The 25591-nt window shown below is 48.8% G+C and carries 24 protein-coding genes; 11 read left to right on the top strand and 13 right to left on the bottom strand.

Annotated features, from left to right (window positions below; genetic code table 11):
* Positions 1–7: 7 nt before the first annotated feature.
* The 8 genes from QMA39_RS17610 to dnaA all read right to left on the bottom strand — a co-directional run bounded on the left by QMA39_RS17610 (position 8) and on the right by dnaA (position 10360).
* Positions 8–1108, bottom strand: a complete 1101-nt coding sequence (locus QMA39_RS17610; RefSeq protein ID WP_281659441.1) for an HD-GYP domain-containing protein — start codon at positions 1106–1108, stop codon at positions 8–10.
* A 75-nt stretch (positions 1109–1183) separates the two neighbouring features.
* Complete coding sequence (gene gyrA, locus QMA39_RS17605) at positions 1184–3724, bottom strand: DNA gyrase subunit A (protein ID WP_027955853.1); 2541 nt, start codon at positions 3722–3724, stop codon at positions 1184–1186.
* Positions 3725–3796: 72 nt separating this feature from the next.
* Positions 3797–5707, bottom strand: coding sequence for a DNA topoisomerase (ATP-hydrolyzing) subunit B (gene gyrB, locus QMA39_RS17600; RefSeq protein ID WP_206935068.1), 1911 nt, complete (start codon positions 5705–5707; stop codon positions 3797–3799).
* A gap of 75 nt (positions 5708–5782) precedes the next feature.
* Positions 5783–6067: an extracellular matrix/biofilm biosynthesis regulator RemA family protein gene (locus tag QMA39_RS17595; protein WP_027955855.1), complete on the bottom strand. Its 285-nt coding sequence runs from the start codon at positions 6065–6067 to the stop codon at positions 5783–5785.
* 10 nt (positions 6068–6077) lie between these two features.
* Positions 6078–7196 carry a DNA replication/repair protein RecF gene (gene recF, locus QMA39_RS17590; protein WP_027955856.1) on the bottom strand — a complete coding sequence of 373 codons (1119 nt, stop codon included), beginning with the start codon at positions 7194–7196 and terminating at the stop codon, positions 6078–6080.
* 12 nt (positions 7197–7208) lie between these two features.
* Positions 7209–7430 carry a S4 domain-containing protein YaaA gene (yaaA, locus tag QMA39_RS17585; RefSeq protein WP_027955857.1) on the bottom strand — a complete coding sequence of 74 codons (222 nt, stop codon included), beginning with the start codon at positions 7428–7430 and terminating at the stop codon, positions 7209–7211.
* 260 nt (positions 7431–7690) lie between these two features.
* Positions 7691–8830: a DNA polymerase III subunit beta gene (gene dnaN, locus QMA39_RS17580; protein WP_281659440.1), complete on the bottom strand. Its 1140-nt coding sequence runs from the start codon at positions 8828–8830 to the stop codon at positions 7691–7693.
* Between the two features lie 174 nt (positions 8831–9004).
* Entirely contained in the window at positions 9005–10360 is a 1356-nt protein-coding gene (gene dnaA / locus QMA39_RS17575) for a chromosomal replication initiator protein DnaA (RefSeq protein ID WP_027955859.1), read from the bottom strand.
* 671 nt (positions 10361–11031) lie between these two features.
* On the opposite strand from dnaA, the gene rpmH reads away from it, so the two are divergent.
* The 8 genes from rpmH to QMA39_RS17535 all read left to right on the top strand — a co-directional run bounded on the left by rpmH (position 11032) and on the right by QMA39_RS17535 (position 18037).
* Positions 11032–11169 carry a 50S ribosomal protein L34 gene (gene rpmH, locus QMA39_RS17570; protein WP_084163166.1) on the top strand — a complete coding sequence of 46 codons (138 nt, stop codon included), beginning with the start codon at positions 11032–11034 and terminating at the stop codon, positions 11167–11169.
* Between the two features lie 169 nt (positions 11170–11338).
* Complete coding sequence (gene rnpA / locus QMA39_RS17565) at positions 11339–11692, top strand: ribonuclease P protein component (protein WP_027955860.1); 354 nt, start codon at positions 11339–11341, stop codon at positions 11690–11692.
* Between the two features lie 104 nt (positions 11693–11796).
* Entirely contained in the window at positions 11797–12558 is a 762-nt protein-coding gene (spoIIIJ, locus tag QMA39_RS17560) for a YidC family membrane integrase SpoIIIJ (RefSeq protein ID WP_027955861.1), read from the top strand.
* Positions 12555–13169 (top strand): RNA-binding cell elongation regulator Jag/EloR, encoded by a 615-nt coding sequence (gene jag, locus QMA39_RS17555; protein ID WP_027955862.1) that lies wholly within the window; start codon positions 12555–12557, stop codon positions 13167–13169. The genes spoIIIJ and jag overlap by 4 nt, the downstream gene beginning before the upstream one ends.
* Before the next feature lie 261 nt (positions 13170–13430).
* Positions 13431–14807 carry a tRNA uridine-5-carboxymethylaminomethyl(34) synthesis GTPase MnmE gene (mnmE, locus tag QMA39_RS17550; RefSeq protein ID WP_027955863.1) on the top strand — a complete coding sequence of 459 codons (1377 nt, stop codon included), beginning with the start codon at positions 13431–13433 and terminating at the stop codon, positions 14805–14807.
* A gap of 59 nt (positions 14808–14866) precedes the next feature.
* The gene (mnmG, locus tag QMA39_RS17545) at positions 14867–16756 is read left to right on the top strand and encodes a tRNA uridine-5-carboxymethylaminomethyl(34) synthesis enzyme MnmG (protein WP_281659439.1); all 1890 of its coding nucleotides are present in this window, start codon (positions 14867–14869) and stop codon (positions 16754–16756) included.
* A 17-nt stretch (positions 16757–16773) separates the two neighbouring features.
* Positions 16774–17490, top strand: a complete 717-nt coding sequence (gene rsmG / locus QMA39_RS17540) for a 16S rRNA (guanine(527)-N(7))-methyltransferase RsmG (RefSeq protein WP_027955865.1) — start codon at positions 16774–16776, stop codon at positions 17488–17490.
* A 55-nt stretch (positions 17491–17545) separates the two neighbouring features.
* Entirely contained in the window at positions 17546–18037 is a 492-nt protein-coding gene (locus tag QMA39_RS17535) for a metallophosphoesterase (RefSeq protein WP_281659438.1), read from the top strand.
* Here the strand turns inward: QMA39_RS17535 and nei are convergent.
* The 5 genes from nei to QMA39_RS17510 form a co-directional block, all read right to left on the bottom strand.
* A complete protein-coding gene (gene nei / locus QMA39_RS17530; RefSeq protein ID WP_281659437.1) occupies positions 18034–18864 on the bottom strand; it encodes an endonuclease VIII in 831 nt (276 codons plus the stop codon). The two genes, QMA39_RS17535 and nei, sit on opposite strands and share 4 nt — an antisense overlap.
* A gap of 16 nt (positions 18865–18880) precedes the next feature.
* A complete protein-coding gene (locus QMA39_RS17525; RefSeq protein ID WP_281659436.1) occupies positions 18881–19750 on the bottom strand; it encodes an SDR family oxidoreductase in 870 nt (289 codons plus the stop codon).
* 75 nt (positions 19751–19825) lie between these two features.
* The gene (locus QMA39_RS17520) at positions 19826–20293 is read right to left on the bottom strand and encodes a hypothetical protein (RefSeq protein WP_027955869.1); all 468 of its coding nucleotides are present in this window, start codon (positions 20291–20293) and stop codon (positions 19826–19828) included.
* Positions 20294–20315: 22 nt separating this feature from the next.
* Complete coding sequence (locus QMA39_RS17515) at positions 20316–21302, bottom strand: DUF3231 family protein (protein ID WP_281659435.1); 987 nt, start codon at positions 21300–21302, stop codon at positions 20316–20318.
* Positions 21274–21480: a hypothetical protein gene (locus tag QMA39_RS17510; RefSeq protein WP_206934976.1), complete on the bottom strand. Its 207-nt coding sequence runs from the start codon at positions 21478–21480 to the stop codon at positions 21274–21276. The genes QMA39_RS17515 and QMA39_RS17510 overlap by 29 nt, the downstream gene beginning before the upstream one ends.
* Before the next feature lie 105 nt (positions 21481–21585).
* Between QMA39_RS17510 and QMA39_RS17505 the strand changes: the two genes are divergently transcribed.
* The 3 genes from QMA39_RS17505 to QMA39_RS17495 are packed head-to-tail and all read left to right on the top strand — an operon-like array spanning position 21586 to position 25283.
* The gene (locus tag QMA39_RS17505) at positions 21586–23097 is read left to right on the top strand and encodes a spore germination protein (protein WP_027955872.1); all 1512 of its coding nucleotides are present in this window, start codon (positions 21586–21588) and stop codon (positions 23095–23097) included.
* Positions 23090–24205 carry a GerAB/ArcD/ProY family transporter gene (locus QMA39_RS17500; RefSeq protein ID WP_281659434.1) on the top strand — a complete coding sequence of 372 codons (1116 nt, stop codon included), beginning with the start codon at positions 23090–23092 and terminating at the stop codon, positions 24203–24205. The genes QMA39_RS17505 and QMA39_RS17500 overlap by 8 nt, the downstream gene beginning before the upstream one ends.
* Positions 24195–25283 carry a Ger(x)C family spore germination protein gene (locus QMA39_RS17495; protein WP_281659433.1) on the top strand — a complete coding sequence of 363 codons (1089 nt, stop codon included), beginning with the start codon at positions 24195–24197 and terminating at the stop codon, positions 25281–25283. Before QMA39_RS17500 ends, QMA39_RS17495 begins: the two co-directional genes overlap by 11 nt.
* The last annotated feature ends 308 nt before the right edge of the window (positions 25284–25591 follow it).

The raw sequence follows: 25591 nt of genomic DNA, 5'->3' as shown, positions 1-25591 counted from the left end.
CTTTGATTCAATCGTACACTTCTTCAATATGAAGCTGGAGGTATTCCTTCAGCTGGATGATATCCCCGGTTTCCAACAGCTTGATCATCGGCCGGGTCGGATGGGACGTTTCCGCAAAAAGAACCTCCGCTTCCTGCTTATCCGAAAGGCGGACTTTTACGCCTGTTGAGAAATTGGCGATTTCTTTTTTCAGCGTTTCTATGACTTTATGGTCATACCTGCCGAAATGTTCATGCAGCAGCTCCTCCAATACTTTGTACGGGGACTGCTTCGAGCGGTAGATCCGCTCACTCGTCATCGCGTGGAACATATCGCAGACAGCAATGATCTGGCTGAACGTATGAATCTTTTTCTGCGTCAGCCCAAGCGGGTAGCCGGTGCCATCGAGACGCTCATGGTGCTGGAGGACGGCGAGTTTTGCCTGACTGCTTAGAGAAGGAATGCGTTCAATGGCGCGGTAGGAATAGGTCGGATGATTTCTTACATGTTCGTATTCCCGTTCCGTCAAGGCGCCCTGCTTATGAAGGATCCGCTGATCGATTTTTGCCATCCCCGCGTCGCACAGCACGCCGGCCAGGCCGACCTGAATCCATTCTCCGTAATTGAGCCCAAGTTTGGAGGCCAGGTACCCGGCCATCACGCCTGTCGCTATGCTGTGGTGGTAGATATAGTCCTCGCTGGTGCTTAGATGATGCAGGTGAAAGACTTCCTTGGAAGCAGACGCCGTTCTTTCCAATAGAGGGACCATGACGCTGCGGACGGCTCCCATATCGACAGGTGCCCCGCCCTGCCATGCGCGGAACCATTCCTTGTATGCCTGGACGGCTTCCCTGTATTCATCCTGGAAGGAAAGAACGGTCTTCGTTTTCCTTCCAGGCAGAGAGGATGCTGCAGAACCTTCCTTCTCTCCCGCTTCCCCGGCTGTAAATGGACGGCCGTCAGCTTTACGGGTGGCCACCTCCACGTACTCGACCTGGAAGCTTTTCAAAACATCGATATGAACCGGTGTTAATGTCGTATTTTTAGGTATGATCGGTCGATGGGTACGCCCCATCACGTCCTTGATAAGCAGACAGCCGGTCTCCACTTTTTCAGAAGCCACTTTCATTATTTTCCTCCACCCTTCCAATAAGGTATAAAAAAAGCCGCCTGCCGCAAAGGGACAGGCGACGATCATGTGTTTTTATGATTCATCTGAAGGATCTTCTGTTGTTTCCGGCTGACCTTCGACCACAGGCGTCTCTTCTGGAGACTCCTGGTCCATCAGCTCTGCTGCTTCCTCTTCTTCCTTCTCGGAATCCACTCGTGCAACCGTTGCAACTTCCTCCCCATCGCCGAGGCGGATGAGACGGACGCCTTGTGTGTTCCGGCCGGTTTCGGAAATGCTTTCCATCGGCATACGGATCAAGACGCCGCTTTCGGTGATGATCATGATATCCTCTTCACCGTTAATGGCTTTCGTTGCGACGACATGGCCATTTTTATCTGTCAGGTTACATGTGATGATTCCTTTACCACCGCGGTTGGTGATGCGGTATTCATCTGCCGGTGTACGCTTGCCGTAACCTTTACTTGTTACGGTCAGCACCTGCAGGGAATCATCAACGATTTCCATGGATACGACATCATCGTCATCGCGGAGTGATATTCCCTTCACTCCTGCTGCTGTACGGCCCATGGCACGGATTTGGTCTTCGTTGAAGCGGATCAGGTACCCATTCTTCGTTCCAATCATAATGTCCTTGTTTCCATCTGTCAGGCGGACGGAAATCAATTCATCATCCTCGCGCAGTCCAAGGGCAATCAGACCACCTTTGCGGATGTTGGCAAACTGGGAAAGGGTTGTCCGTTTGGTGATTCCGTTCTTCGTTGTGAAAACGAGGTACCAGTCATCAGCGAATTCATTGACGGAAATCACGGCGTTGATCCACTCATCACGCTCCACGTTCAGCATGTTGATGATCGGAATCCCTTTCGCTGTACGACTGAACTCCGGTACTTCATAGCCCTTCGCCTTATAGACCTTCCCTTTGTTCGAGAAGAACAACAGCGTATTGTGGGTGGACGTGGAAAGCAGATGCTCTACAAAGTCCTCTTCATGGGTACCCATTCCCTGCACTCCGCGTCCGCCGCGGCGCTGGGATCGGTAGGTGTTGGCCGGAAGACGCTTGATGTATCCCTGATGAGTCAGGGTCACGATGACCGTTTCCTCAGGAATCAAGTCTTCGTCTTCTATGAAGTCTGTACCACCGAGCACGATTTCTGTGCGGCGCTCATCATTGTAGCGCTCTTTAATATCCATCAGTTCCCCGCGAATGATTTCCAATACTTTCTCATCATCCGCAAGAATCGCTTTCAGCTCAGCGATCAGCTTCATAATATCCTGGTATTCTTCTTCGATCTTTTCGCGCTCAAGACCAGTCAGGCGCTGCAGACGCATATCAAGGATCGCCTGGGCCTGCTTTTCTGAAAGGCTGAAGCGTTCCATCAAGCCTGTGCGGGCGATCTCCGTCGTCTGCGATTCACGAATCAATGCGATGACTTCATCCAGATGATCAAGAGCAATTCTTAAACCAGCAAGGATGTGAGCCCGGGCTTCGGCCTTTTTCAGCTCATATTCTGTACGGCGCCGGATGACGACCTTCTGGTGATCCAAATAATATTCCAGGCACTGTTTCAGGTTGAGCACTCTCGGGTGGCCGTTGACGAGGGCCAGCATGTTAATGCCGAATGTGGACTGCAGGGCCGTCATTTTGTACAGGTTATTCAGCAGTACATTCGGGTTGACGTCCCGGCGCAGTTCAATGACAATCCTCATGCCGTTCCGATCCGATTCGTCACGAAGATCGGTAATTCCGTCCACTTTCTTATCACGGGCGAGGTCGGCGATTTTTTCGACGAGCCGGGCTTTGTTCACCTGATAAGGAAGCTCCGTAACAATCAGGAATGATTTACCATTGGACTGCTCTTCGATTTCCACATGGGCGCGGACGGTCAATGAGCCTTTTCCGGTTTCGTACGCTTTACGAATCCCGCTTAAACCGAGGATTTTACCAGCTGTCGGGAAGTCCGGTCCGTAAATATGGTTCTCCATCAATTCCTGGATGGTAATCTCCGGATCCTTACTTAACGCCAGCACCGCGTCGATCACTTCCCCAAGCTGATGAGGCGGAATGTTGGTCGCCATACCGACGGCAATTCCCGACCCTCCGTTAACGAGCAGGTTCGGGAATTTGGCTGGAAGCACTTCCGGCTCCCGCTCCGTGCCATCGTAGTTGTCGTTGTAGTCTATCGTATCCTTGTTGATATCCCGGAGAATCTCCATGGAGATCTTCGACATCCGGGCTTCGGTATAACGCATCGCTGCCGCTGCATCGCCATCGACAGAACCGAAGTTTCCGTGTCCGTCGACAAGCATATAGCGGTAGTTGAAGTCCTGCGCCATCCGCACCATCGTATCGTAAACGGCGGAATCACCGTGAGGGTGGTACTTACCGATCACCTCTCCGACAATACGGGCGGATTTCTTGTAAGCTTTGTCTGCATGCATACCGAGGTCGTGCATGGCATATAGTATTCTGCGGTGTACAGGTTTCAAACCGTCTCTGACATCAGGCAGAGCCCGGGCGACGATAACACTCATCGCATAGTCCAGGAAGGATGTACGCATCTCCTGGCTGATATTGATTTCCTGCACGCGCGGGCGCTCGGGTTGATCGACCATTCTATTTACCTCCTAGTTGCCTTAAAGGAAGAGAGGAGCCTTATGAAAAAAGCTCCATCTCCGATCTATCTCTTACACATCAAGGTTTTGAACATACTGCGCATTTTCCTGAATGAAGTTACGACGCGGTTCCACTTTGTCTCCCATCAGGATATCAAACGTTTCATCCGCTCCAATCGCATCTTCCAGGCTGACCTGCAGCATCGTCCGTGTTTCCGGATCCATTGTCGTTTCCCAAAGCTGCTCCGGGTTCATCTCTCCAAGACCCTTATAACGCTGGACGCTTGGTTTCGGTGAACTGGACAGCTCCGCCAGTTTCGCATCCAGCTGTTTGTCGCTGTACGTGTAGTACACCGCTTTGCCCTGCTGGATTTTGTAAAGAGGCGGCTGGGCAATGTAAATGTAACCCGATTCAATCAGTGGACGCATGTAACGGTAGAAGAAAGTGAGAAGCAGCGTCCGAATATGGGCGCCGTCCACATCAGCATCCGTCATGATCACGATTTTATGGTAACGGGCTTTGGAAATATCAAACTCTTCCCCGATTCCTGTACCGAGGGCTGTAATAATGGCACGCACCTCATTGTTGGACAGGATCTTATCAAGGCGGGCTTTTTCGACGTTGATGATTTTACCACGCAGCGGAAGAATCGCCTGGAAATGACGGTCCCTTCCCTGTTTGGCTGATCCACCCGCGGAATCACCCTCAACAATATACAGTTCTGATATGTTGGCATCCTTGGAAGAGCAGTCCGCCAGTTTACCAGGCAGGTTGGAAACTTCCAGCGCGTTTTTACGACGTGTCAGTTCACGCGCTTTCTTCGCAGCCATACGGGCACGGGAAGCCATCAGACCCTTTTCGACAATCGTCTTCGCCATCGTCGGGTTTTCAAACAGGAACTTTGAGAAGGATTCCGAGAACAGCGCATCGGTAACGGTACGGGCTTCACTGTTTCCGAGCTTCGTCTTCGTCTGCCCCTCGAACTGGGGATCCGGGTGCTTGATGGAAATAATCGCTGTCAAACCTTCACGAACGTCATCACCGGTCAGGTTCGGATCGGTCTCCTTGAACATACTGTTCTTTCTCGCGTAATCATTGATAACACGGGTCAGTCCGGTTTTAAAACCGGATTCGTGTGTCCCGCCCTCATACGTATGAATGTTGTTGGCATAGGAATAAATATTGCTGGCGAAACCGTCATTGTACTGCATAGCGATTTCGATGGAGATTTCATCCTGCTCCCCTTCGATGAAGAACGCATCATGAATCGCTTCACGGGTGCGGTTCATATGTTCAACGTAGGAAAGAATGCCTCCTTCGTAGTAGTAATCGACGGGATCTTCATCCGTACGTTTATCTTCAATCGTGATCGTCAGGCCTTTATTCAAAAAGGCAAGCTCACGCAGCCGGTTGGCCAGGATTTCAAACTTGTATTCCTGCGTTTCCTGGAAGATTTCATCATCGGGGATAAAATGAATGCGGGTACCGGTTTGATCGGTCTCCCCGACTACTTTCAAGTCTTCTTCCGGTACGCCGCGCTTGTAGGACTGGTAGTGAATCTGACCATCACGGTGGACGAAGACTTCCAGTTTTGTAGACAGGGCGTTTACAACAGAAGCACCGACACCGTGAAGTCCTCCGGAGACTTTATAGCCGCCTCCGCCGAATTTACCTCCGGCGTGAAGAACCGTCAAAATAACCTCAACAGCCGGACGTCCGGTTTTTTCCTGAATACCGACAGGAATACCGCGGCCGTTATCCGTAACGGTAATGCTGTTATCTTTTTCAATCATGACCTGGATGTGGTCACAGTGGCCGGCCATCGCTTCATCGATACTGTTATCGACAATTTCCCACACGAGGTGGTGCAGTCCTTTTTCATTGGTGGATCCAATGTACATGCCGGGACGCTTCCGAACAGCTTCCAGACCTTCAAGCACCTGTATCTGACTTTCATCATAGGCCTGCTGTTCTTCGATAATATCTTCCTTCATGGTACTCACCTACATTTCTCAAGTGGTTTGACAGTAATCTCTTACACCAAATGTTCTCTCTATCTATTCCATCGGCTCTTCGGAAAAATCCTCGAGCTTGTTCAGCGTCGTCATCATGTTCGCCCGCTTTTTCAGCGTGTACACGGAAAGAGGGCTGAAATAAATAACATCACTTGTAATGACAATGGCTTTTGCCTGATGTTCCTGTGATTCTATGACGCGTCTGTTTTTCCGCTGGCTGACGATCATTTCCTCGATGATGGATGAGGAGGAAATCAAACTATGATCGATAATAGCCACGACATCCTTCGACTGAATCACATGATCATCCCCAATGTGAATAAACATGCGGTACACCTCATTTCTCTATCTCGATCGTTCCTTCTTTCACACGGAAAATGGCGGCTTCTTCCAAAGCTTCATGCTCAATCCCGTCTATGCTCGTAGTCGATACAAACGTCTGGACTTTCCCCTGGATTGTATGAAGCAGGTGGGACTGACGGAAATCATCCAGTTCGCTTAGAACGTCATCCAGCAGCAGAATCGGATATTCTCCTACTTCACTATGAATCAGTTCAATTTCAGCGAGTTTCAAAGATAAGGCTGTCGTCCGCTGTTGACCTTGCGACCCGTATGTCTGGACGTCTTTTCCGTTTACGTAGAAAACCAGATCATCCCTGTGAGGGCCTGCCAAAGTGGTCCCCCGTTCGACTTCCTTCGTTTCGATTTCCTGGAACTTCTCTATATACGTCTTCTTTATTGTTTCCAAATTCATATCCTCTGATACTTTCACACTCGCATCATAGGAAATTTCCAGCTGTTCAAGGCTGCGGCTGATCCCTTCATGGATCGGACCTGCCCAGGATCTGAGCAGCTGGAGAAACTTGAAACGCCGTTCAATGATGGTCACGGCATGCTCCACCAGCTGCTCGGTCAGGATGCCGAGCATCGTCCTGTCAGCCTGCGGTTTGCGCTGAAGATCCTTCAACAGGTGGTTCCGCTGTTTCAAAATCTTTTGATACTGCCCGAGATGATAGATATACGCGGGCTGGATCTGGCCGATTTCCATGTCAATAAACCGACGACGCACCTGAGGACTCCCTTTGACGAGATTCAAATCCTCAGGTGCAAACATGACAACATTCAAAGCGCCGATATAGTCACTCAGACGCTTCTGCTCAATATGATTCAACTTCGCTTTTTTCCCTTTGTTGGAAATGATGATCTCCAGAGGAAAGCGGCGGTTACGTTTATAGATCGTCCCTTTTATTTTACCATATTCCTGGTCCCACTGTATCAATTCTTTGTCCCGCGGCGTCCGGTGGGACCGGGTAAAGGCAAGCGTATAGATGGCTTCCATCAAATTCGTCTTTCCTTGGGCATTTTCACCAATAATCACATTGATTGTATGGTCGAAGCTCAATGAAAGCTGCTCGTAATTACGATAAGAACGCAGGGACAGTTCATGGATATACATAGATGGAGGGAGTTACCCTTCGCTTACAACTGTATAGCTGCCGAATTCCTCAATCTCCACTGTATCGCCCACGTACAGTTTCCGGCCTCTGCGGTTTTCCGGTTCACCATTTACATTCACTTCAAATTCAGCCAGAAAAATTTTCACCATTCCACCAGATTCGACAACGTTCGCTAATTTCAGAAACTGCCCGAGTGGGATGTATTCTGTGCTGATTCCAATTTCTTCGCTCATATATTTTCACCCTATTTCATGAATTCACCTATCTCTATATTTTACTAAAGATAAAGGTGTAAGGAAAGTCCAATCCCTCGAACTCTCCTGCTGCCGGTTTTTTCACCGGATATCCCCAATGTGGATAACTATATTTCTTCTTTCCTGCGGTTTTCCACAGGGTGCTTTTTCTACGGATTCCTGCTGTTTTTGAGGACAAAAAGAAGAAGGTGCTCCTATGAAAGTTATCGAGCACCTTCTTTTATTCAACGATTTATATTTTAGTATGTCCGTACGGGAAGGATCAGCTGAAGAATCTGATCATCATCGACAGGGCGGATCAGGAACGGACGCATGGCACCCGTAAATTCGACTTTGACTTGATCATAGTCGACAGCTTTCAAGGCATCCATCATATATTTCGCACTGAAAGAGATTTTCAAGTCTTCCCCATCGACATCATTCGCGGTTACTTCTTCCACGACATTTCCGACTTCCGGTGAGTTCCCGGTAATCTCAAGATGGTTGGATTCTTTGGTAACGAGTCTTACGACGTTGTTGCGGTTCTCTTTTGCTAATAGAGAGGCACGGTCGACGGACTGAAGAAGATCCTTGGCATCGATTTTGACGACGGTTTTACTCTGCTCCGGAATCAAGCGGGACGTTTCTGGATAGTTTCCATCCAGCAGACGGGACAGGAAGTATAAGTGCTTCGTACGGAAAAGGACCTGGTTGTCTGTCGCGCTGATTTCAATCTTATCATCCGAATCGGCAAGAATTTTATTCAATTCTGTCAGACTCTTTCCTGGAATGACGACCGCAGGCAGGGATTTTCCTTCCGGCTGGTCAAGAGGTACTTTCCTTGATGCCAGGCGGTGGCTGTCCGTTGCAATGAATTCCAGGCTGCCTTCATCCATTTTCACATGGACACCTGTAAGAATCGGGCGCGTTTCTGAAGTGGATACGGCGAATACCGTCTGTCTGATCAGGTTTTTCAAAAGATCAATCGGCAGTTCAAAGCTGTCCTCCGTATGAAGCTGAGGAAGCTGTGGATATTCTTCAGGGTCCTGGCCGTTCAAGTGGAATTCTGCATTCCCTGAGCGGATTGTGACATTTCTCGACTCATCGCTGGTGATTTCCACGGTGTTCTGTGGGAGCTTTCTGACGATATCAGGAAAATATTTAGCCTGAAGGACGATGCTGCCCGGTTCAATATCTTCTGCATAGACAATGCCATCTTCTTCTGCAGGGATAAAAGATTCGATTGAGATATCTGAATCACTGCCTGTTAATTTAATGCCTTCTGAAGTGGCTTCTAATTTCATTCCCGTTAAGATTGGAATCGTTGTTCTTGAAGATATGGCTTTCATGACATTCTGCACACTATCCATCAACTGATCCCGCTGGATGACAAATTTCATTTCCGAACACTCCTCCTAATGAGCATTTATTATATATTTTTTTATAAAAAAGGTCGTAATAGTACTAGTATGGGCTGTGGAATTGTGGATAACCTTATTAAAGCCTTTATGTGGCTTGTTATACACATGTGGATAGGTTGTTGATGAACCTGCAACCACTGTCCACATTATCCACTAGTGGGATTTGAGCTGCTCTTTGATTTCATCGAGCTCTTTTTGGAGCTGCTGATCATCCGCGACCATTTTTGAGATTTTTTCATGAGCATGAATGACGGTGGTATGGTCCCGTCCGCCGAACTCTTCCCCAATCTTCGGCAGTGAGAAATCGGTCAGTTCTCTTGATAAATACATAGCGATCTGGCGGGGGAAGGCTACAGATTTCGTCCGTTTTTTAGCAGGGAAATCTTCCAGTCTCACATTATATTTCTCTCCGACCATCTCCTGAATGGCTTCAATCGTAATCACCTTCGGCTTGGAGCTTGGAATAATATCCTTCAGCGCTTCCGCTGCCAGAGAGGCATTGATATCGCTGTTGATCAAGGAAGAGTAGGCGACGACACGGATCAAGGCGCCCTCCAGTTCACGGATGTTGGTGTCAATCTGGTTGGCAATGTAAAGCATGACTTCGTTCGGGATATCCAACCCTTCTGCCTTCGCTTTTTTCCTCAAAATAGCGATTCTTGTTTCCAGGTCCGGCGGTGTAATGTCTGTGATCAACCCCCATTCGAAGCGGGAACGCAGACGATCCTCAAGGGTCGGGATCTCTTTCGGCGGACGATCGCTGGAGATGACGATCTGCTTGCTTTCCTCGTGGAGTGTATTAAACGTATGGAAGAATTCCTCCTGTGTCTGCTCTTTGCCCGCGAGGAACTGGATGTCATCAATAAGAAGGACATCAACGCTGCGGTATTTATTTCTGAAATTGACGGCCTTGTTGTCCCGGATCGAGTTGATGAATTCGTTCGTGAATTTTTCCGAGGACAGATAAACGACTTTGGCATTTGGATTATGGTCAAGCACATAATGGCCGATGGCGTGCATCAGGTGTGTTTTCCCAAGCCCGACCCCTCCATAGATGAACAGCGGGTTATAGGCCTTTGCCGGTGCTTCGGCTACAGCCAGTGAGGCCGCATGGGCGAAGCGGTTGCCGGATCCGATGACGAATGTATCAAAGGTATATTTGGAATTGAGCATGCTCTGAGGCGACTCTTCATTTCCGTTATTTTTTACATTCGGAACCTTTTTGGAAGACAACTTCACATCCTCCAGGGCATCGTCCTTGGATTCTGGAATGATGAACTTTGTTTCCAGTTCCGCACCCGTTACTTCATATAACGTTTCTGTAATCAAGCTTTCGTATTGGTTTTCAAGCCAGTCTCTGGCGAATTCGTTTGGAGCGACGATTGTCAGTGTATTTTCACTAAGGGAGTCGGCTTTTGTCGCTTTAAGCCACGTTTCAAAGCTGGGCTTGCTGATTTTTTCTTTTATATGGTCCAGCGTATTGTTCCATAGTTCGTGGATGTTCTCCAAATTGTTTCACCCCTCTCTGTTTCATTGGAAAACAAAAACACCTTTCGTTCTCTTTTTCGAACGTAGCAAAAGGATCGAAAGGCGCTCGTATAAGGTTTGTATAAGGTTGTACCTCCCCGGCAGTGCTGCACGGGTGTGGATGTTTGAATGTTGATTTTACTAGACTTCCAGAGAGTTATTTCCATTGTCCACACGCTTGTGTATAACTGCATGAACAGGTCTGTTAATAACTGTCCACATGTTATCCACAGACTGTGGAAAAGATCTCAGCTGTTTTGAAGTCAATCGCTGTTAAACACAAATATGATACCAGATAAAAACACGGCTTGCAATGGGTCGGCGTAACTTATCCACAATATCAAGGGCTTGTAGAAAACTTTCATCCACAACACTGGATTCTGTGATTTTCTTGTCGATATTTGTTGTGGACAGTCAAAATCAGCTGAAAAATTATACACAATGGCTGTGTATGTTCGTCATGTAAAAGGAATGGAGACCGCTTCCGGGGGCTTTTTTGTTGTGTTATACTACAACCTGTTATATAACGTCGTGCATAATTGGAAAAAGGAAGAATGAAAATCGAGTTGACAATTCAGGGGGCATTTTATTATACTGTTCAAGACTGCCTTTTAATTGTTTTATTGGATTATTGCCCAGGAGGTGTATATATAATGAGTAAACGCACGTTTCAACCAAATAATCGTAAGCGTAAAAAAGTACACGGCTTCCGTTCACGCATGAGCTCTGCAAATGGACGTAAAGTCCTTGCACGCCGTCGTCGTAAAGGAAGAAAAGTTCTATCCGCATAGGCCACTGAAAACTATCAGTGGTCTTTTTTTCAGAATAGGGAAAGTCAAAAGTGGGGCGGATCGAACGTCCCGCTTTTATTTTAAGGATAATTTGAGAACGTTTTAACGGGATTGATCGGAATGTGAGGGCAGTATCTCCCTCTATGTTCACTCATCTGGAGGGTGTTCGATGAAGAAAGTAAATCGAATTAAGAAAAACGAGGAATTTCAGAAGGTCTTTCAAGGCGGCCAGTCTTTCGCCAACCGGCAGCTGGTGATCTACTACATGAAGAAAAAAGAGCAGACGCATTTCCGCATCGGTCTTTCCGTCAGCAAGAAGCTGGGACATGCGGTCAAGCGCAACCAGATTAAGCGCTATCTGCGCCAGGCCTTTCATGAGCTGGAAGACGATATCCATCCTCACTATGATCTGGTGGTCATTGCACGTAAGCCGGCCAGCCAGATGGATTTTCATGAAATAAAGAAAAGCCTGACCCATGTACTTATGAGGTCCAAGCTTCTAAATAAGAAAATTCGCACGTAATCGTTATAGAAAAAGGACAGTCATTAATGCTAAACTTATGATTGTCGTAGTACGATCGTTTTGATAAAAGAAAAAGTGAAGAGTCATTTAAGGAGGAAGGAACGTTGCGCAATAAAATGATAGCACTGCTTGCCATGGCGGGCGTGCTTACGTTCCTATCCGGGTGTACGCAGGTAAACCAGGAAATCAACTCGGATAGCACAGGTTTTTGGAACGAGTATATCGTATGGCCATTGTCTCAAACCCTACTATATTTTGCGGACCTTTTCAGTGGCAGCTATGGATTGTCGATTATCGTTGTAACGATTATCATTCGATTGGTTCTGCTTCCGTTGAACGTTAAGCAGCTGAAAAGCTCCAAAGCGATGCAGGATATTCAACCGGAATTACAGAGTCTTCGTGAACAATATTCATCCAAGGATGCCCAGACACAGCAGAAGCTCCAGCAGGAGACGATGCAGCTGTTCCAAAAGCACGGCGTGAACCCGCTGGCGGGCTGTCTGCCGATTATCGTGCAGATGCCGATTTTGATCGGATTCTATCATGCCATCATGAGAACTTCGGAGATTCAGACGCATAACTTCCTATGGCTGGAACTCGGTTCATCCGATCCATTCCTCGCCATTTTGACAGCTGGAACGACCTTCCTGCAGCAAAAATTAATGATGGCGGGCGGCGCAGCAGCGCAGAACCCGCAGATGCAGATGATGCTTTATGTAATGCCGCTGATGATCGGTACATTCGCATTCTTCTTCCCATCTGCCCTTGCCCTGTACTGGATCGTCGGTAACATCGTTATGATTCTGCAGACGGTATTCATCCGTAAACCAATGATGAAAGATGCGACGGGAGGAGCAAGTGAGTGAAACAATTAACTGCTACGGGTCCATCCATTGATGAAGCGGTCCAATCTGCATTAGAGCAATTACAGACATCAAAAGATCAAGTCACCATTGATATCATTGATGAAGGTAAAAAAGGATTTCTTGGGTTTGGCTCCAAACCAGCGATTGTCAAAGTATCCATCAAGAAAAATCCTCTGCAGGATGCTGAAACATTCATCTATGAAGTAGCAGAACAAATGGGAGCTCCTGTTCAGGTCCATTCGGAAGTGCGGCAGCGGGATATCTTCCTCAACCTGGAGGGAGAGCAGATCGCTGTCCTGATCGGCAAGCGCGGCCAGACATTGAATTCACTTCAATATCTGGCTCAGCTCGTCGTCAACCGCGAATCTGACGTTTTTTATACCGTTATGCTTGATGCTGAAGGGTATCGAAGCCGTCGGAAAGAAACACTTGAGAACCTGGCGGGACGGTTGGCAGATAAAGCGGTCCGGACGAACCGGGACGTTCGGCTTGAGCCGATGCCTTCCTATGAAAGAAAAATCATTCACAATGCTTTGCAGCAACATGAACAAGTGAAAACATCGTCGGACGGAAACGATCCGCGCCGGCATGTCGTCATTCACCCACGCTGATTTCAACAAATACTTCTGCCATAAAAGCCGGCAGGAGTATTTTTTTGGCTGTACGCTTGTCCACAAGAGGGTATCGGAGACCTCTTGCGGGGAAAAGATGATAGATAGAAGGTTATGCACATGTGGATAACCCTGGATGCAGATTTCGATACGGATATCTTTTCAAAACACACGGGTGTGTGGTAAGGTAGTATGTTAGTGACTAGTGAAAAATAATGTGGATAACTATAGATAGCCAATCATTTCAGGAGGTGAAAACGTATGGAAACAGATACAATAGCGGCGATTTCCACCCCGATGGGGGAAGGAGCCATTGCCATCGTCCGTTTGAGCGGTCCCCAGGCTGTTTCGACAGCTGCCGGTCTTTTTCAAGGGAAGGATTTAAACAACGTCGATTCCCATACGATGCATTACGGAAAGATCATCGATCCGGAAACCGGTGAAATGGCAGAGGAAGTGATGGTTTCTGTCATGCGTGCCCCGAAAACATTTACGAGAGAAGACATCGTTGAGATTAACTGCCACGGTGGACTCGTGTCTGTGAACCGGGTGCTTGAAATCGCACTGGCTGCGGGGTCCCGTCTTGCTGAACCGGGGGAATTCACGAAGCGTGCGTTTATGAACGGGCGGATCGACCTTTCCCAGGCCGAAGCGGTTATGGATCTGATCCGTGCCAAGACAGACCGGGCGATGGATGTTGCGCTGAAGCAGATGGATGGCCGTCTGTCGAACCTGATTCACAATCTGCGTCAGAAGCTTTTGGAGACTCTTGCTCACGTCGAAGTGAACATCGATTATCCGGAGTATGATGATGTCGAAGAAATGTCGCATGACATGATGGAGCAGAAAACGAAGGAAGTGCATGAGGAGGTCGAGCGGATCTTAGAGACGGCCAAGCAGGGTAAGATTTTGCGCGAAGGTCTCGGGACGGCGATTATCGGTCGTCCGAACGTCGGGAAGTCCTCATTGATGAATGCCCTTGTTCATGAAAACAAAGCCATCGTAACGGAAATCCCGGGGACGACGAGGGATGTCATCGAAGAGTATGTCAATGTCCGCGGTGTGCCTCTGCGGCTGATCGATACGGCAGGGATCCGTGAAACGGAAGATATTGTCGAGCGGATTGGTGTGGAGCGCTCCCGTCAAGTGCTGAAGGAAGCCGATTTGATCCTGCTTGTGTTAAACTATGGCGATGAACTGACCGAGGAAGATGAGAAGCTGTTTGAAGCGATCAGCGATATGAATGTGATCGTCATTGTGAACAAAACTGACCTTGAGAAAAAGCTCGATCTTGAGCGTGTGAAGGAGCTCGCAAACGATCAGCCGGTCATTACGACGGCACTGATCCGTGAAGAAGGGATCGATCAGCTTGAGCAGGCGATCGGCGAGACCTTCTTTGAAGGAGACCTTGATGCCGGCGATATGACGTATGTTTCCAACGTCCGCCACGTGCAGCTGCTGAAGCAGGCCAAGCAGGCGCTTGAAGACGCACAGAACGGGATGGAAATGGGCGTCCCTCTGGATGTCGTTCAAATTGATGTCACCCGTACGTGGGAAATTCTTGGAGAAATTGTCGGTGAATCGGTGCATGACAGCTTGATTGATCAATTGTTCTCCCAGTTCTGTTTAGGTAAATAAGTGTTGGTTCGTAAATATAGAGTGATTTTGGAACAACTATTTAAAGGAGAGACATCCAAATGACATATGATGCAGGGCATTATGATGTAATAGTAATTGGTGCCGGTCACGCGGGCGTAGAGGCAGGACTTGCAGCGGCGCGCCGCGGGGCGAAGACATTGATGCTGACCCTGAACCTCGACCTTGTCGCCTTTATGCCGTGTAACCCGTCCATCGGGGGTCCGGCTAAAGGGATCGTTGTCCGGGAAATTGATGCATTAGGAGGCGCGATGGGTAAGGTGATTGATAAGACCCACATCCAGATGCGTCTATTGAATACGAGAAAAGGTCCGGCGGTACGTGCACTGCGTGCCCAGGCGGATAAGCCGCTTTATATCAAAGAAATGAAGCGTGTGCTTGAAAATCAGGAAAATCTGACCCTGCGCCAGGCGATGGTGAAGCAGCTGCTCGTCGAAGACGACCAGGTGAAAGGCGTCGTCACGGAAACGAAGGCAGCCTATTATGCGCCGACGGTTATCGTAACGACCGGAACATTCATGCGTGGCCGCGTCATTATCGGAGATATTTCTTATGAAAGTGGACCGAACAACCAGCGTTCCACAGTTTCTCTTTCCGAACAGCTGGAAGAGATGGGGGTTGAGATGGTCCGCTTCAAGACTGGAACACCGATGCGCGTCAACAGCCATACCATTGATTATTCCAAAACGGAAATCCAGCCAGGGGAAGAAGAGCCTCGCTCCTTTTCCTATGAAACGACCGAATTCATTACGGATCAGATCCCTTGCTGGCTGACGTATACGAACGAAGACACCCACAAAATCATCAATGATAACCTCGGTCTCTCAGCGATGTACTCCGGGGCGATCAAAGGGACTGGACCGCGCTACTGCCCGTCCATCGAGGATAAAATCGTCCGCTTCAATGATAAGCCGCGTCACCAGATTTTCCTTGAGCCGGAAGGTCGTGACACGGAGGAAGTGTACGTCCAGGGCTTGTCGACATCCCTGCCTGAATACGTCCAGAACGAAATGATGCGGACAGTGCCAGGTCTGGAAAACGCTGAAATCATGCGGGCCGGCTATGCGATCGAGTATGACTCCATCGTACCTACACAGCTGTGGCCGACACTTGAAACGAAGAAAATTGATGGTCTTTTCACAGCCGGTCAGCTGAATGGAACATCCGGCTATGAAGAAGCAGCGGGGCAGGGTCTGATGGCGGGAATCAACGCCGCTGCCAAAGCCCTTGATCTTGAGACACTGATTCTAGACCGTTCCCAGGGCTATATCGGTGTCATGATTGATGACCTTGTCACAAAAGGAACCGGCGAGCCGTATCGTCTTTTGACGTCCCGTGCTGAATTCCGTCTCATGCTGCGTCATGATAATGCGGACCTCCGCCTGACCGAAATCGGGTATCAGCTCGGGTTGATTCCTGAGGACCGCTACAACCGTTTCCTTGAGAAGCAGCGTTTGATCGAAGATGAGAAAAAACGTCTCGATAAAGTGATTCTAAAGGAAACCGATGAGGTACAGGCCGTCATCGAAGAAGCGGGAGGCTCGAAATTGAAAGACGCCATCCGCGCGGTAGATCTTTTGAAACGTCCGGAAATGAATTACAGTCACATTGAGCGCCTAAGTGCCAGTGAGATTCAACTGCCGGATGATGTCAAAGAGCAGGTTGAAATCCAAACGAAATATAACGGTTATATCAAGAAGGCGATCGAGCAGATTGACCGTATGAAGAAGATGGAAACGAAAAAAATTCCAGAGAACATCGATTACGATGCCATCCACGGTTTGGCTTCCGAAGCGCGTGACCGTCTGAAAGCGGTCCGTCCACTTTCTGTCGGACAGGCTTCCCGTGTATCCGGTGTGAACCCGGCGGATGTTTCGATTCTGCTTGTGTATATTGAGCAGGGAAAAATCGCCCGAGTGTCTGGAGAATAACTCGAAAGGATGGGTTTATGGATACGAATACCTTTCTGAACGCTTTAAAAGAACAAGGCATTGAACTAAATGAACAGCAGCAGCACCAGTTTCAGCGTTATTTCGAAATTCTCGTCGAGTGGAACGAAAAAATGAACCTGACCGCCATTACCGATCAGGAAGGCGTGTATTTAAAACATTTTTATGATTCTTTGACAGCGGCTTTTTACTATGATTTTTCCGAACCCCTCCGTATCTGTGATGTCGGAGCGGGGGCTGGTTTCCCTAGTCTGCCGCTGAAAATCGTCTTCCCGCATCTGAAGGTGACGATTGTCGATTCGTTGAAGAAACGGATCACGTTCCTGAACCACTTAGCCCACGAATTGGAGCTGGATGATGTCGCTTTTTACCATGATCGTGCCGAAAACTTCGGGAAAAACACGAGCTTTCGGGAAAGCTATGACCTGGTGATGGCCCGTGCCGTCGCCCGGATGTCCGTCCTGAGTGAGCTTTGTCTGCCGTTGACGCAGAAGGGCGGCCGCTTCATGGCTATGAAGGGACCGAACCTGAGGGACGAAATGGAAGAGGCCGAGATCGCTATTCAAACGGTCGGAGGCGAAGTGAAGGATATCTACACGTTCGAGCTTCCGGAAGAGGGCAGTGAACGGAACATTGCCATCGTTGAAAAACGGCGGAAAACACCGAAAAAATACCCGCGTAAAGCGGGCACACCGAATAAAACACCGATTCAATAACATCAAGCCACTCTATCATAGACCGATAGGGTGGCTTTTTTCAGGAGGACTCTTGATGAAAATTGTCGTGCTGTCAGATACGCATATGCCGAAAAAAGCGTACCGTCTACCTGATCGTCTGGTGTCTGCGTTACAAGAAGCGGACCAGATCATTCATGCCGGTGACTGGCAGACGCCGGACGTTTTTGAAGAACTGAGCCGCTTTGCTCCTGTCACAGGCGTGTATGGCAACGTTGATGGTGAGGACATGAAAGAGATCGTGCCCAAACGACAGCTCGTAACGTGGGCCGGGTATTCCATCGGCGTCGTCCACGGTCACGGGGAAAAGAAAACGACGGAAAAGCGGGCGGTGGAAGCTTTCCAGGAGCATCCCCCGGACCTTATTATTTACGGCCACTCCCACATTCCTGTTCTCCGTTACTTTAAAAAGACGCTGCTGTTCAATCCGGGATCCGTTACGGACAAACGCCGGCTTCCTTTCTATTCTTTCGGTATGCTTACCCTTGGGGAGGAGGGCATCCATGCGGAGCATATCTTTTTCCACTAGCGTTCCGGATGTTTCTGACACGTCGGACAATAATAGAGCCGTCGGGAAGCTGCCTGGATCTTCTCGATTTCTGTGCCGTCGATCCGACAGGGCTGACCTGCCCGGCTGAACACCCAGTGACGGTAGTTCCGGCGCTTGACGCCCTGTTTCTTCAACTGACCGGCCAGTTCCAAATCATTCGTAATGCCCTGATGGCGGTATGACTGCCACGTCAGATCGATCGATGCGCCGGCGGCTTTCCGGAGCTGTTCCTCTGAACAATCAGAAGGGCGGGCGGAAGGGGAGATGCCGGCCTTGAATAGAATTTCACTGCGCAGATAGTTGCCGATGCCGGCAATAAACGACTGATCGAGCAGCAGGGATGTCCATTTGCGGTTCCGGAACCTTCTGCTGATGAAGCGTTCGAACAGATCTTCTGCTGTTACCGGTTCACTGAGCAGGTCAGGCCCTGTCTTCTGGATAAACGGGTGTTCCTCTGCTTCCTCTGTGCGGAGCACTTCAATATCCGAAGAACTATATAGCAGGGCGGACTTTTTTTCATTGTGCAGCGCAAGGCGGAGCTGGCGGTTGGTGTCCGGGTAGTTATAGGCGTTCCGGATCATCCATTTGCCGTACAGCTGATTGTGCGAGTAAATCGTGTAGCCCCTTTGGAAGCGGATGAGCATCGCTTTTCCCTTCGTATCCACTTTCTCAACGACATCCCCCTGTAAAATCTCCTCATACTCCTGTAACCGCTCAAAGGCGAAAAAAAGGTCGAGCACGGCCCGACCTTTGAGTGCTTTTTCTACTTGATCCGCAGCACGGCGGATTTCCGGTCCTTCCGGCATAGGTCTCTTCCTCTCCTCAGCTTGACGTGAACATGCCACCGTTGATATGGATGAACTGTCCGGTGATATACGTGGAGTCATCAGAGGCCAGCAGCACATAGCTTCCCACGTGCTCCACCGGCTGCCCCGGGCGTCCCATCGGGGTGTTTGTACCGAATTGTTCCACTTTATCCTCAGAGAAGGTGGATGGGATGAGCGGTGTCCAGATCGGCCCCGGCGCAATCCCGTTGACACGAATCCCTTTGTCTACAAGCTGTTTCGCCATAGAACGGGTGAACGCAACGACGGCCCCTTTCGTAGCGGTATAGTCCACAAGATCGGGGTTCCCGACATAAGGGTTGACGGAAGCTGTATTGATGATGGAGCTTCCCTGCTTCAAATGAGGCAGCGCAGCTTTCGTCATATGGAAGACCGAATAGATGTTGGTTTTGAATGTAGACTCCAGCTGCTCTGTTGAAATGTTCAGCAGGTCGTCAGTCGGGTGCTGTTCGGCTGCGTTGTTCACAAGAATATCAAGCTTTCCGAGTTCTTTGACCGTTCGTTCCACCGCTTCCTGACAGACGGATTCCTCACCGACGTCCCCGGCAATCAAGATGGCGCGGCGTCCTTCGGCTTCGACCTGTTTTTTCGTATATTCGGCATCTTCATGCTCTTCTAAGTAGGAGATGGCTACGTCTGCGCCTTCCTTGGCGTATCCGATCGCGACGGAACGGCCGATGCCGCTGTCGCCGCCTGTAATCAATGCCACTTTCCCATGCAGCTTATTCCCACTTTTGTAATCGTCATCCGCCTGCAGAGGAGATGGGTTCATCGCTTCCTCTGTACCTGGCTGACGCTCCTGCTCCTGACCCGGCTGGCCTTGTGTCTGACGTTCTTGTCGATTCATTTCAATTCCTCCTCCAACTTGTTTTAGTGTGCTCATTCCACCATCATGGAATGTTCAAACAAGCCGGGGGCATATTCAGGAGGAATGATCGGCGTAGCGGAGAAGGAGCGTCCTCAGGATCAAACCGCTTCCAATGCCGGGAATAAGAAAGAGTATCGGAAGCCAGATGGGGCCAATCAATACACCAAACAAACGAAGAGTGGATGAAAAAATCAATCCCACCGTGACGAAATAGGCAGAAAAAGCAAACGGAAGAAACGAATAGGCCGGAACCTTTCCATCGGCATGGGCGTAGGCATCCCATACGGCAAACATATAAATACACGGGTAAAACATCAGCCACTGGTAATGGGTCACATCGACCGCCTTGGCGATATCTCCGTGAAAGCTGTGTATGATGGCCATATTGAAGCGGCTGTTGTAGTTCAAAATCACTTCAATGATGATAAAGGAAAGCCCTTTGATAAAATGTCCGTTCAAGATCTGTCCAAACCCCGGGAACGCAATGCTCCATAGTATAATTTCCAATCGTTTTTCCTTCATGTCTATTCCTCTTCCGCTGAGTTTATTGGATGAGTCTCTGTCTGTCTGGTGCCTGCGGAGGCTCTTCAAACCAGCCGTTCTCAATCATAATATCAAGCCCGTCTTTCCCGTAGACGGCCGCCTGCAGCATGAGCTTGTGGTAGTGGTAGACGATGTCGTAGCGCAGACTGACCGCTGCGCCGTTGACGTAGTTCCCCTGCCCGGCGGATATGAGGACGCTGATCATATACATCATGAGCCGGTCGGAAAATACCGGATCAGTACTTGTAGTCAATAAACTCGCAGATGTCATGGGAACGGTGATTCCGGAATTCTCAAGGATATCGGAAAGGCAGATGCGGTGATCGATGGAAATGCGTTTTCCACGCCTCATGTACTTTTTCACGGTTTTATTTTTGCTGGTCTGACCGAAGGCTTGACAGACCACTTCCCCGAGCGCATTGTTTTTAACATTTTCATAAATATGAGTGATCTCGATCGTATTCAGGGACCGCTTGTGAAACGGATGGTAGTAGGCTTTGCTTTCGATGTATTCCGTCTCATTCAGAACTTCGATTTGAGGAGCTCTCGTATAGATCCCTTTTTCAAGTGCCGCACGCACACTTAGATTGTAGAGCTTATCCTGCTGATCGATCCGGTCGGTAAAAAAAGCGCGGACATCACTATTCGCAGAAGCCCCGAGGGAGTAGCCGTCCGAGGTTAAACCGACCTTCCCCATATGCTCTAAGAACGACAAAATAAAGGCATCCGTAAACAATTTCTTCGCCCGCGGGTTTAAATCTTCGAGAGAAAAGCCGTTGGGGACAGGGAGACAGGCTTCCTGAAAAAATGCCCTGCACGTGTCGATTCCCTTGTCCGCCAAATCCCTCGACAACTGGATCAGCGGTTTTACCTCCTCATCCTCACATGTATTTTTTAAGTATTGAAGTACTGGGACGGCCATACTGTTCTGAATGTACTGCGTCCACAGCAGCCCGATTTCATTGGCTGTTAGTTTCTTCTCCGGCATTGCGTTTTCCCTCCTGCGTATCTTTATCTTCATAGCGGTAAAGAAGGAGCCATGGTAGGAATATAAGATTCACTAGAAATCCATAGATCAACATTTTAGAGAGCCAGTCGACTACAAACAGTGTCGAAACGAAGATGCAGACGATCAAAAACAACGGGGAAAGATAAGCATAAATCATGTCGCGCCCTCCTTAATCCCTCTTATCCTGTCCCCGTGAGTATAAATTATTACGAGATGCGGATGATAAGAGAGAAGAAGTCAGACTTAATGTAAGGAGCTCATCATGTGGAAATGGATGCGGAAAAACAAAAAAAAGCAGGGCGGGCAGAAGCCGTCGTATAACCAGAGCGATACGCTGCCTGAATTTATTGAAGTGCTGGGTCATTCCGAGGATTTCATTCAATTTGAACTCGACGGAATGACCCGATGTACCGTTTCCTACTTGAAGACGATGAGCGATTCGAAAATTTTGAACCGTTCTGTGCTCACCACATTGAACAGTCATGCGCTGCACGGATTGAAGGAAATCAAAGAGACGATTCCTGTTGAGAACGTCCTGATTACGGATGATTTGAAAGTGATCCAGACGAAAGTCATGTTCGGTTACATTATGATCCAAGTGAAATCCTCTATGGAGCAGGTGCTCCTCGTTCCGGCGGTTTCCTTGGAATCGAGAGATGTGAGCATACCGGAAGTCGAATTCAGTGTTGTCGGGCCGAAGGAAGCGTTTGTGGAAACGATCAATACCAACATCAATCTGATCCGTAAACGTCTGCCGCTTCCGCAGCTGACCGTGAAAGAACTGCAGGTCGGAAAAATGACGAGCACCCGGACCGCTGTCGTTTACGTGGACGGGATAGCGGATCAGGATAACGTTGATACCGTCACACAAAGACTCCAGGATATCGAGTATGACCAGTTGATCGACAGCTCGTTTATTACACAGATGATTGCTGATAACGCCCACTCCCCCTTCCCGCAGCTGCTTGATACAGAAAGGCCGGACAGGGTCGTCTCAAGCCTCGTTGAAGGGAAAGTAGCCATTTTAGTCGATGGATCGCCTCACGCACTCACGTGTCCGACAACGGTTGTCGAGTTTTTCGGGGCCTCGGATGATTACTTTCTACCGTGGCATCTGGCTTCCGTGTTCCGGCTGATCCGCTTATTTGCCGTTATCTTTTCCGTTCTCAGCACACCTTTATATGTCGCCGTTCTGACGTATCATTTCGAGATGATCCCCCCTGAGTTGATGGCTACGATTGTTTCGTCAAGGTCCGACATCCCTTTTCCGCCGATCCTTGAAGTGATCATCCTTGAATTGACGATTGAGCTCCTCCGGGAAGCGGGAGCACGGCTTCCGACGAAAATCGGCCAGACCATCGGTATCGTAGGCGGTATCGTGATCGGGACCGCAGCTGTTGATGCCGGATTGACGAGTAATGTGCTCCTGATCATTGTGGCACTCAGCGCGCTTGCTTCCTTTACGACGCCGGTCTATCAAATTGGTAACACGATCCGGCTGATCCGCTTTCCGTTTTTGATTGGTGCTCAGCTTTGGGGGCTTGTCGGGGTGTCGATGTGTATGGTTTTCTTTATCGGCCATTTGATCAAGCTCCAGTCTATCGGCCGTCCATTTTTTGAACCGTTGTATCCGCTCCGGTTCAAAGATTTGAAAGATGCCTTTATCCGCCTGCCTTTTACCAAACAGGTGGATCGTCCGGTGCTGATGAGGTCCGAAGATCCAAAGCGTATGAATGAAGACAGGGCGAAAGCAAAGAGGGATATTGATGAATAAATTAAATGAAAACCAAGGATTGAACATATCGGAAAACTATTTGGTGAGCCCCTTTTATGTCTTTTTCATCATCTTTACGATGCAGGTGGGAATCGGAATTCTCGGGTTTGAGCGGTACTTAGTGGAAAAAGCCGGGTTTGATGCCTGGATATCTGTACTGACTGCAGGCGTATTCCTTCATATCCTCGTTTGGATCATGTACCGTCTCCTACAAAATGGAGGCGGAGATATCGTCCATATCCATAAGCAGGTGTTCGGGAAATATATCGGCGGTTTTCTCAGTCTCCTGTTTGCTGCTTACGCGCTGCTGTTGTCATTTGATGTCATGATTACGTTTATTGAAGTGATCAAGGTGTGGATGTTCCCCGGGCTGCAGGTCTGGATTTTTTCTTTTGTCATGATCGGTCTCGTCTACTACATCGTTTCCGGTGGGTTCCGGGTGATTACCGGGATTGCACTCATCAGCGTCGTGATCGGACTGCCGATCCTGCTGCTGAAATTCTTCCCGATTCAGGCGGGGCACACGATGAACATTTATCCGAATATCAACCACAGTCCCGGTCAGATTCTTGCCGCAGCAAAGCAGAGTGCGCTCAGCTTTCTGGGCCTTGAATTTCTACTGATCTTCTACCCCTTTATCAAAAATCCGGATAAATCAAAAAAATGGGCACACTTCGCCGTGTTTTACACAACGATGATTTATTTCGTCAGTGTCCTCGTCACGTTTGTCTACTTTAGTGAGGAACAGCTGAAGCAGGTCGTATGGGGAACGATTTCGACATGGAAGATTGTCGAATTTCCTTTTATTGAACGTTTTGAATATGTAGGGATCGCGATGTGGCTGTATGTCATTCTGCCCAACATCTGCATCGGCATCTGGGGGGCGACGCGTGTAATGAAAAGAATCTTCCCCGTGAAGCAGATTCACTTTTTAAGAGTCGTCTGCATCTCCCTGTTCTTCCCCGTCGCTTTAGTTGCAGGCCGCGATCCGATCAATGCCATTAACAATTTCGCGGGCACGGTCGGTTATTACGTTCTGCTTTACATCCCGGTTCTTCTTCTATTAAAAATGATCTCGGCCAAAGTGAGGAAGCGATATGAAAATTAAGTGGAACGTACTTGTTTTGTTCAGCACCTTCCTTCTTCTCACAGGTTGCATGCCCAGTAAGAGTGTTGAGGAAAGTGCCATCGTCCAAATCTCCGGCTATGATAGAGGCGGCGAAAAAGGAAGAATTAAAGGGACTGTATCGATTCCCCAATATGGCAAGAGTGAAAAGAAAACCGCCGCCTCTGAGCTTTATTTAACCGTTGATGCCAACTCCATCAAGGATGTGGAGAAGGAAATCCAGAAACAATCCTCCAAGCCGATCTCCATCGGGAAATTGGCGGTTACGTTGTACAGCATGGAGCTGGCTCAGGAAGGCATTTCCGACGTCATAGACGTGCTGAGCAGAGACGCCCGTCTAAGCCGGAACATGTATCTCGCGGTCGTGGATGGACAGACGCAGGACTTGATTGAAAATGGATACACTCAGGATGAGACAACGTCCAAGCATCTGCAGGGACTGATTGAAAATAATGTCCACCACAACTTCCCATCGACAAGCCTGCACGAATTTTTATATGCCTATTTTGCGATTGGGATGGACCCCTATCTTCCTATATTGTCGAAAAAGGAGACATTTGTAGAAGTCTCCGGCATTGCTTTTTTCGACAAGGGAAAAGTCGTGACCACGCTGTCGGATGCGAAAGTCTTTACATTTAAAATGATGAAAGAAAATTTTTCAAGGGGGATGCAGGACCTCCCTTTTCAGGATGGGACCATCATGCTGGATAATATCGGTTCGACAGTGGATTACAAACTGACAGGCACGCCAGAAAACCCCGGTGTGGACATCCACGTGAAATTGAAATCGGAAGTGAATGAAATGGTCGGGGTGGAGGAAAAACCGTCGCAAAAGCTCGCGAAAAAAATGGAAGATGCGTTTGTGGAGTATTTCAAGACGAATGCCGGAGAGATGATCGAATTGTTTAAGAAAGAAGGCATCGATCCACTTGGTCTCGGTCATTTTGCTAAAACGAGGACGAGACATTTTGATGAAAAACGGTGGGAGGACCTGTATCCGGATATGGATATCCAGTTCACCGTCGATGTCGAAATTACCGAATACGGCATCTTCTCCTGATTTGAATGAGAAACAAAAAAGGCCTCTGGATGGAGGCCTTTTTTGTTTCTCACCGCCAGGAGCGAAAGCCCCTTCCCTTTCCGCGGACGAGCGCCCGAGCTTCCTCGCAAAACCCACGCTCGGCGATCTCGGATCACTCGTTCTTCCGCAGGAGTGGAAGGGGCACCGCTCCTTGGGAGTTCTTTAAAATCGACAAAGACTCTCCTTCACCCGGCTCATCCCTGCTGGATGGAGGAGAGTCTTTGTCATATTCCGGCAGGCAGCCGTCGCAGCGCAGCCTATGCCGTTCTTTTGAATCTGCGAACCTG

It is taken from the genome of Halobacillus sp. Cin3 (genome assembly GCF_947311855.1).
GTDB lineage: Bacteria > Bacillota > Bacilli > Bacillales > Halobacillaceae > Halobacillus > Halobacillus kuroshimensis.
This window is presented reverse-complemented; position numbering and strand designations above follow the sequence as displayed.

What these genes read in the sequence shown, in the direction of transcription:
- QMA39_RS17525 (WP_281659436.1), bottom strand. Translation starts at nt 19,750, where the DNA reads ATGAATCGACAAGAACGTCAGACACAAGGCCAGCCGGGTCAGGAGCAG.
- QMA39_RS17500 (WP_281659434.1), top strand. Translation starts at nt 23,090, where the DNA reads ATGAATAAATTAAATGAAAACCAAGGATTGAACATATCGGAAAACTAT.
- QMA39_RS17495 (WP_281659433.1), top strand. Translation starts at nt 24,195, where the DNA reads ATGAAAATTAAGTGGAACGTACTTGTTTTGTTCAGCACCTTCCTTCTT.
- recF (WP_027955856.1), bottom strand. Translation starts at nt 7,196, where the DNA reads ATGTATATCCATGAACTGTCCCTGCGTTCTTATCGTAATTACGAGCAG.
- nei (WP_281659437.1), bottom strand. Translation starts at nt 18,864, where the DNA reads ATGCCGGAAGGACCGGAAATCCGCCGTGCTGCGGATCAAGTAGAAAAA.
- QMA39_RS17595 (WP_027955855.1), bottom strand. Translation starts at nt 6,067, where the DNA reads ATGTTTATTCACATTGGGGATGATCATGTGATTCAGTCGAAGGATGTC.
- mnmG (WP_281659439.1), top strand. Translation starts at nt 14,867, where the DNA reads ATGACATATGATGCAGGGCATTATGATGTAATAGTAATTGGTGCCGGT.
- QMA39_RS17535 (WP_281659438.1), top strand. Translation starts at nt 17,546, where the DNA reads ATGAAAATTGTCGTGCTGTCAGATACGCATATGCCGAAAAAAGCGTAC.
- rsmG (WP_027955865.1), top strand. Translation starts at nt 16,774, where the DNA reads ATGGATACGAATACCTTTCTGAACGCTTTAAAAGAACAAGGCATTGAA.
- mnmE (WP_027955863.1), top strand. Translation starts at nt 13,431, where the DNA reads ATGGAAACAGATACAATAGCGGCGATTTCCACCCCGATGGGGGAAGGA.
- rnpA (WP_027955860.1), top strand. Translation starts at nt 11,339, where the DNA reads ATGAAGAAAGTAAATCGAATTAAGAAAAACGAGGAATTTCAGAAGGTC.
- yaaA (WP_027955857.1), bottom strand. Translation starts at nt 7,430, where the DNA reads ATGAGCGAAGAAATTGGAATCAGCACAGAATACATCCCACTCGGGCAG.
- QMA39_RS17610 (WP_281659441.1), bottom strand. Translation starts at nt 1,108, where the DNA reads ATGAAAGTGGCTTCTGAAAAAGTGGAGACCGGCTGTCTGCTTATCAAG.
- QMA39_RS17520 (WP_027955869.1), bottom strand. Translation starts at nt 20,293, where the DNA reads ATGAAGGAAAAACGATTGGAAATTATACTATGGAGCATTGCGTTCCCG.
- dnaN (WP_281659440.1), bottom strand. Translation starts at nt 8,830, where the DNA reads ATGAAATTTGTCATCCAGCGGGATCAGTTGATGGATAGTGTGCAGAAT.
- gyrA (WP_027955853.1), bottom strand. Translation starts at nt 3,724, where the DNA reads ATGGTCGATCAACCCGAGCGCCCGCGCGTGCAGGAAATCAATATCAGC.
- QMA39_RS17505 (WP_027955872.1), top strand. Translation starts at nt 21,586, where the DNA reads ATGTGGAAATGGATGCGGAAAAACAAAAAAAAGCAGGGCGGGCAGAAG.
- rpmH (WP_084163166.1), top strand. Translation starts at nt 11,032, where the DNA reads ATGAGTAAACGCACGTTTCAACCAAATAATCGTAAGCGTAAAAAAGTA.
- QMA39_RS17510 (WP_206934976.1), bottom strand. Translation starts at nt 21,480, where the DNA reads ATGATTTATGCTTATCTTTCCCCGTTGTTTTTGATCGTCTGCATCTTC.
- QMA39_RS17515 (WP_281659435.1), bottom strand. Translation starts at nt 21,302, where the DNA reads ATGCCGGAGAAGAAACTAACAGCCAATGAAATCGGGCTGCTGTGGACG.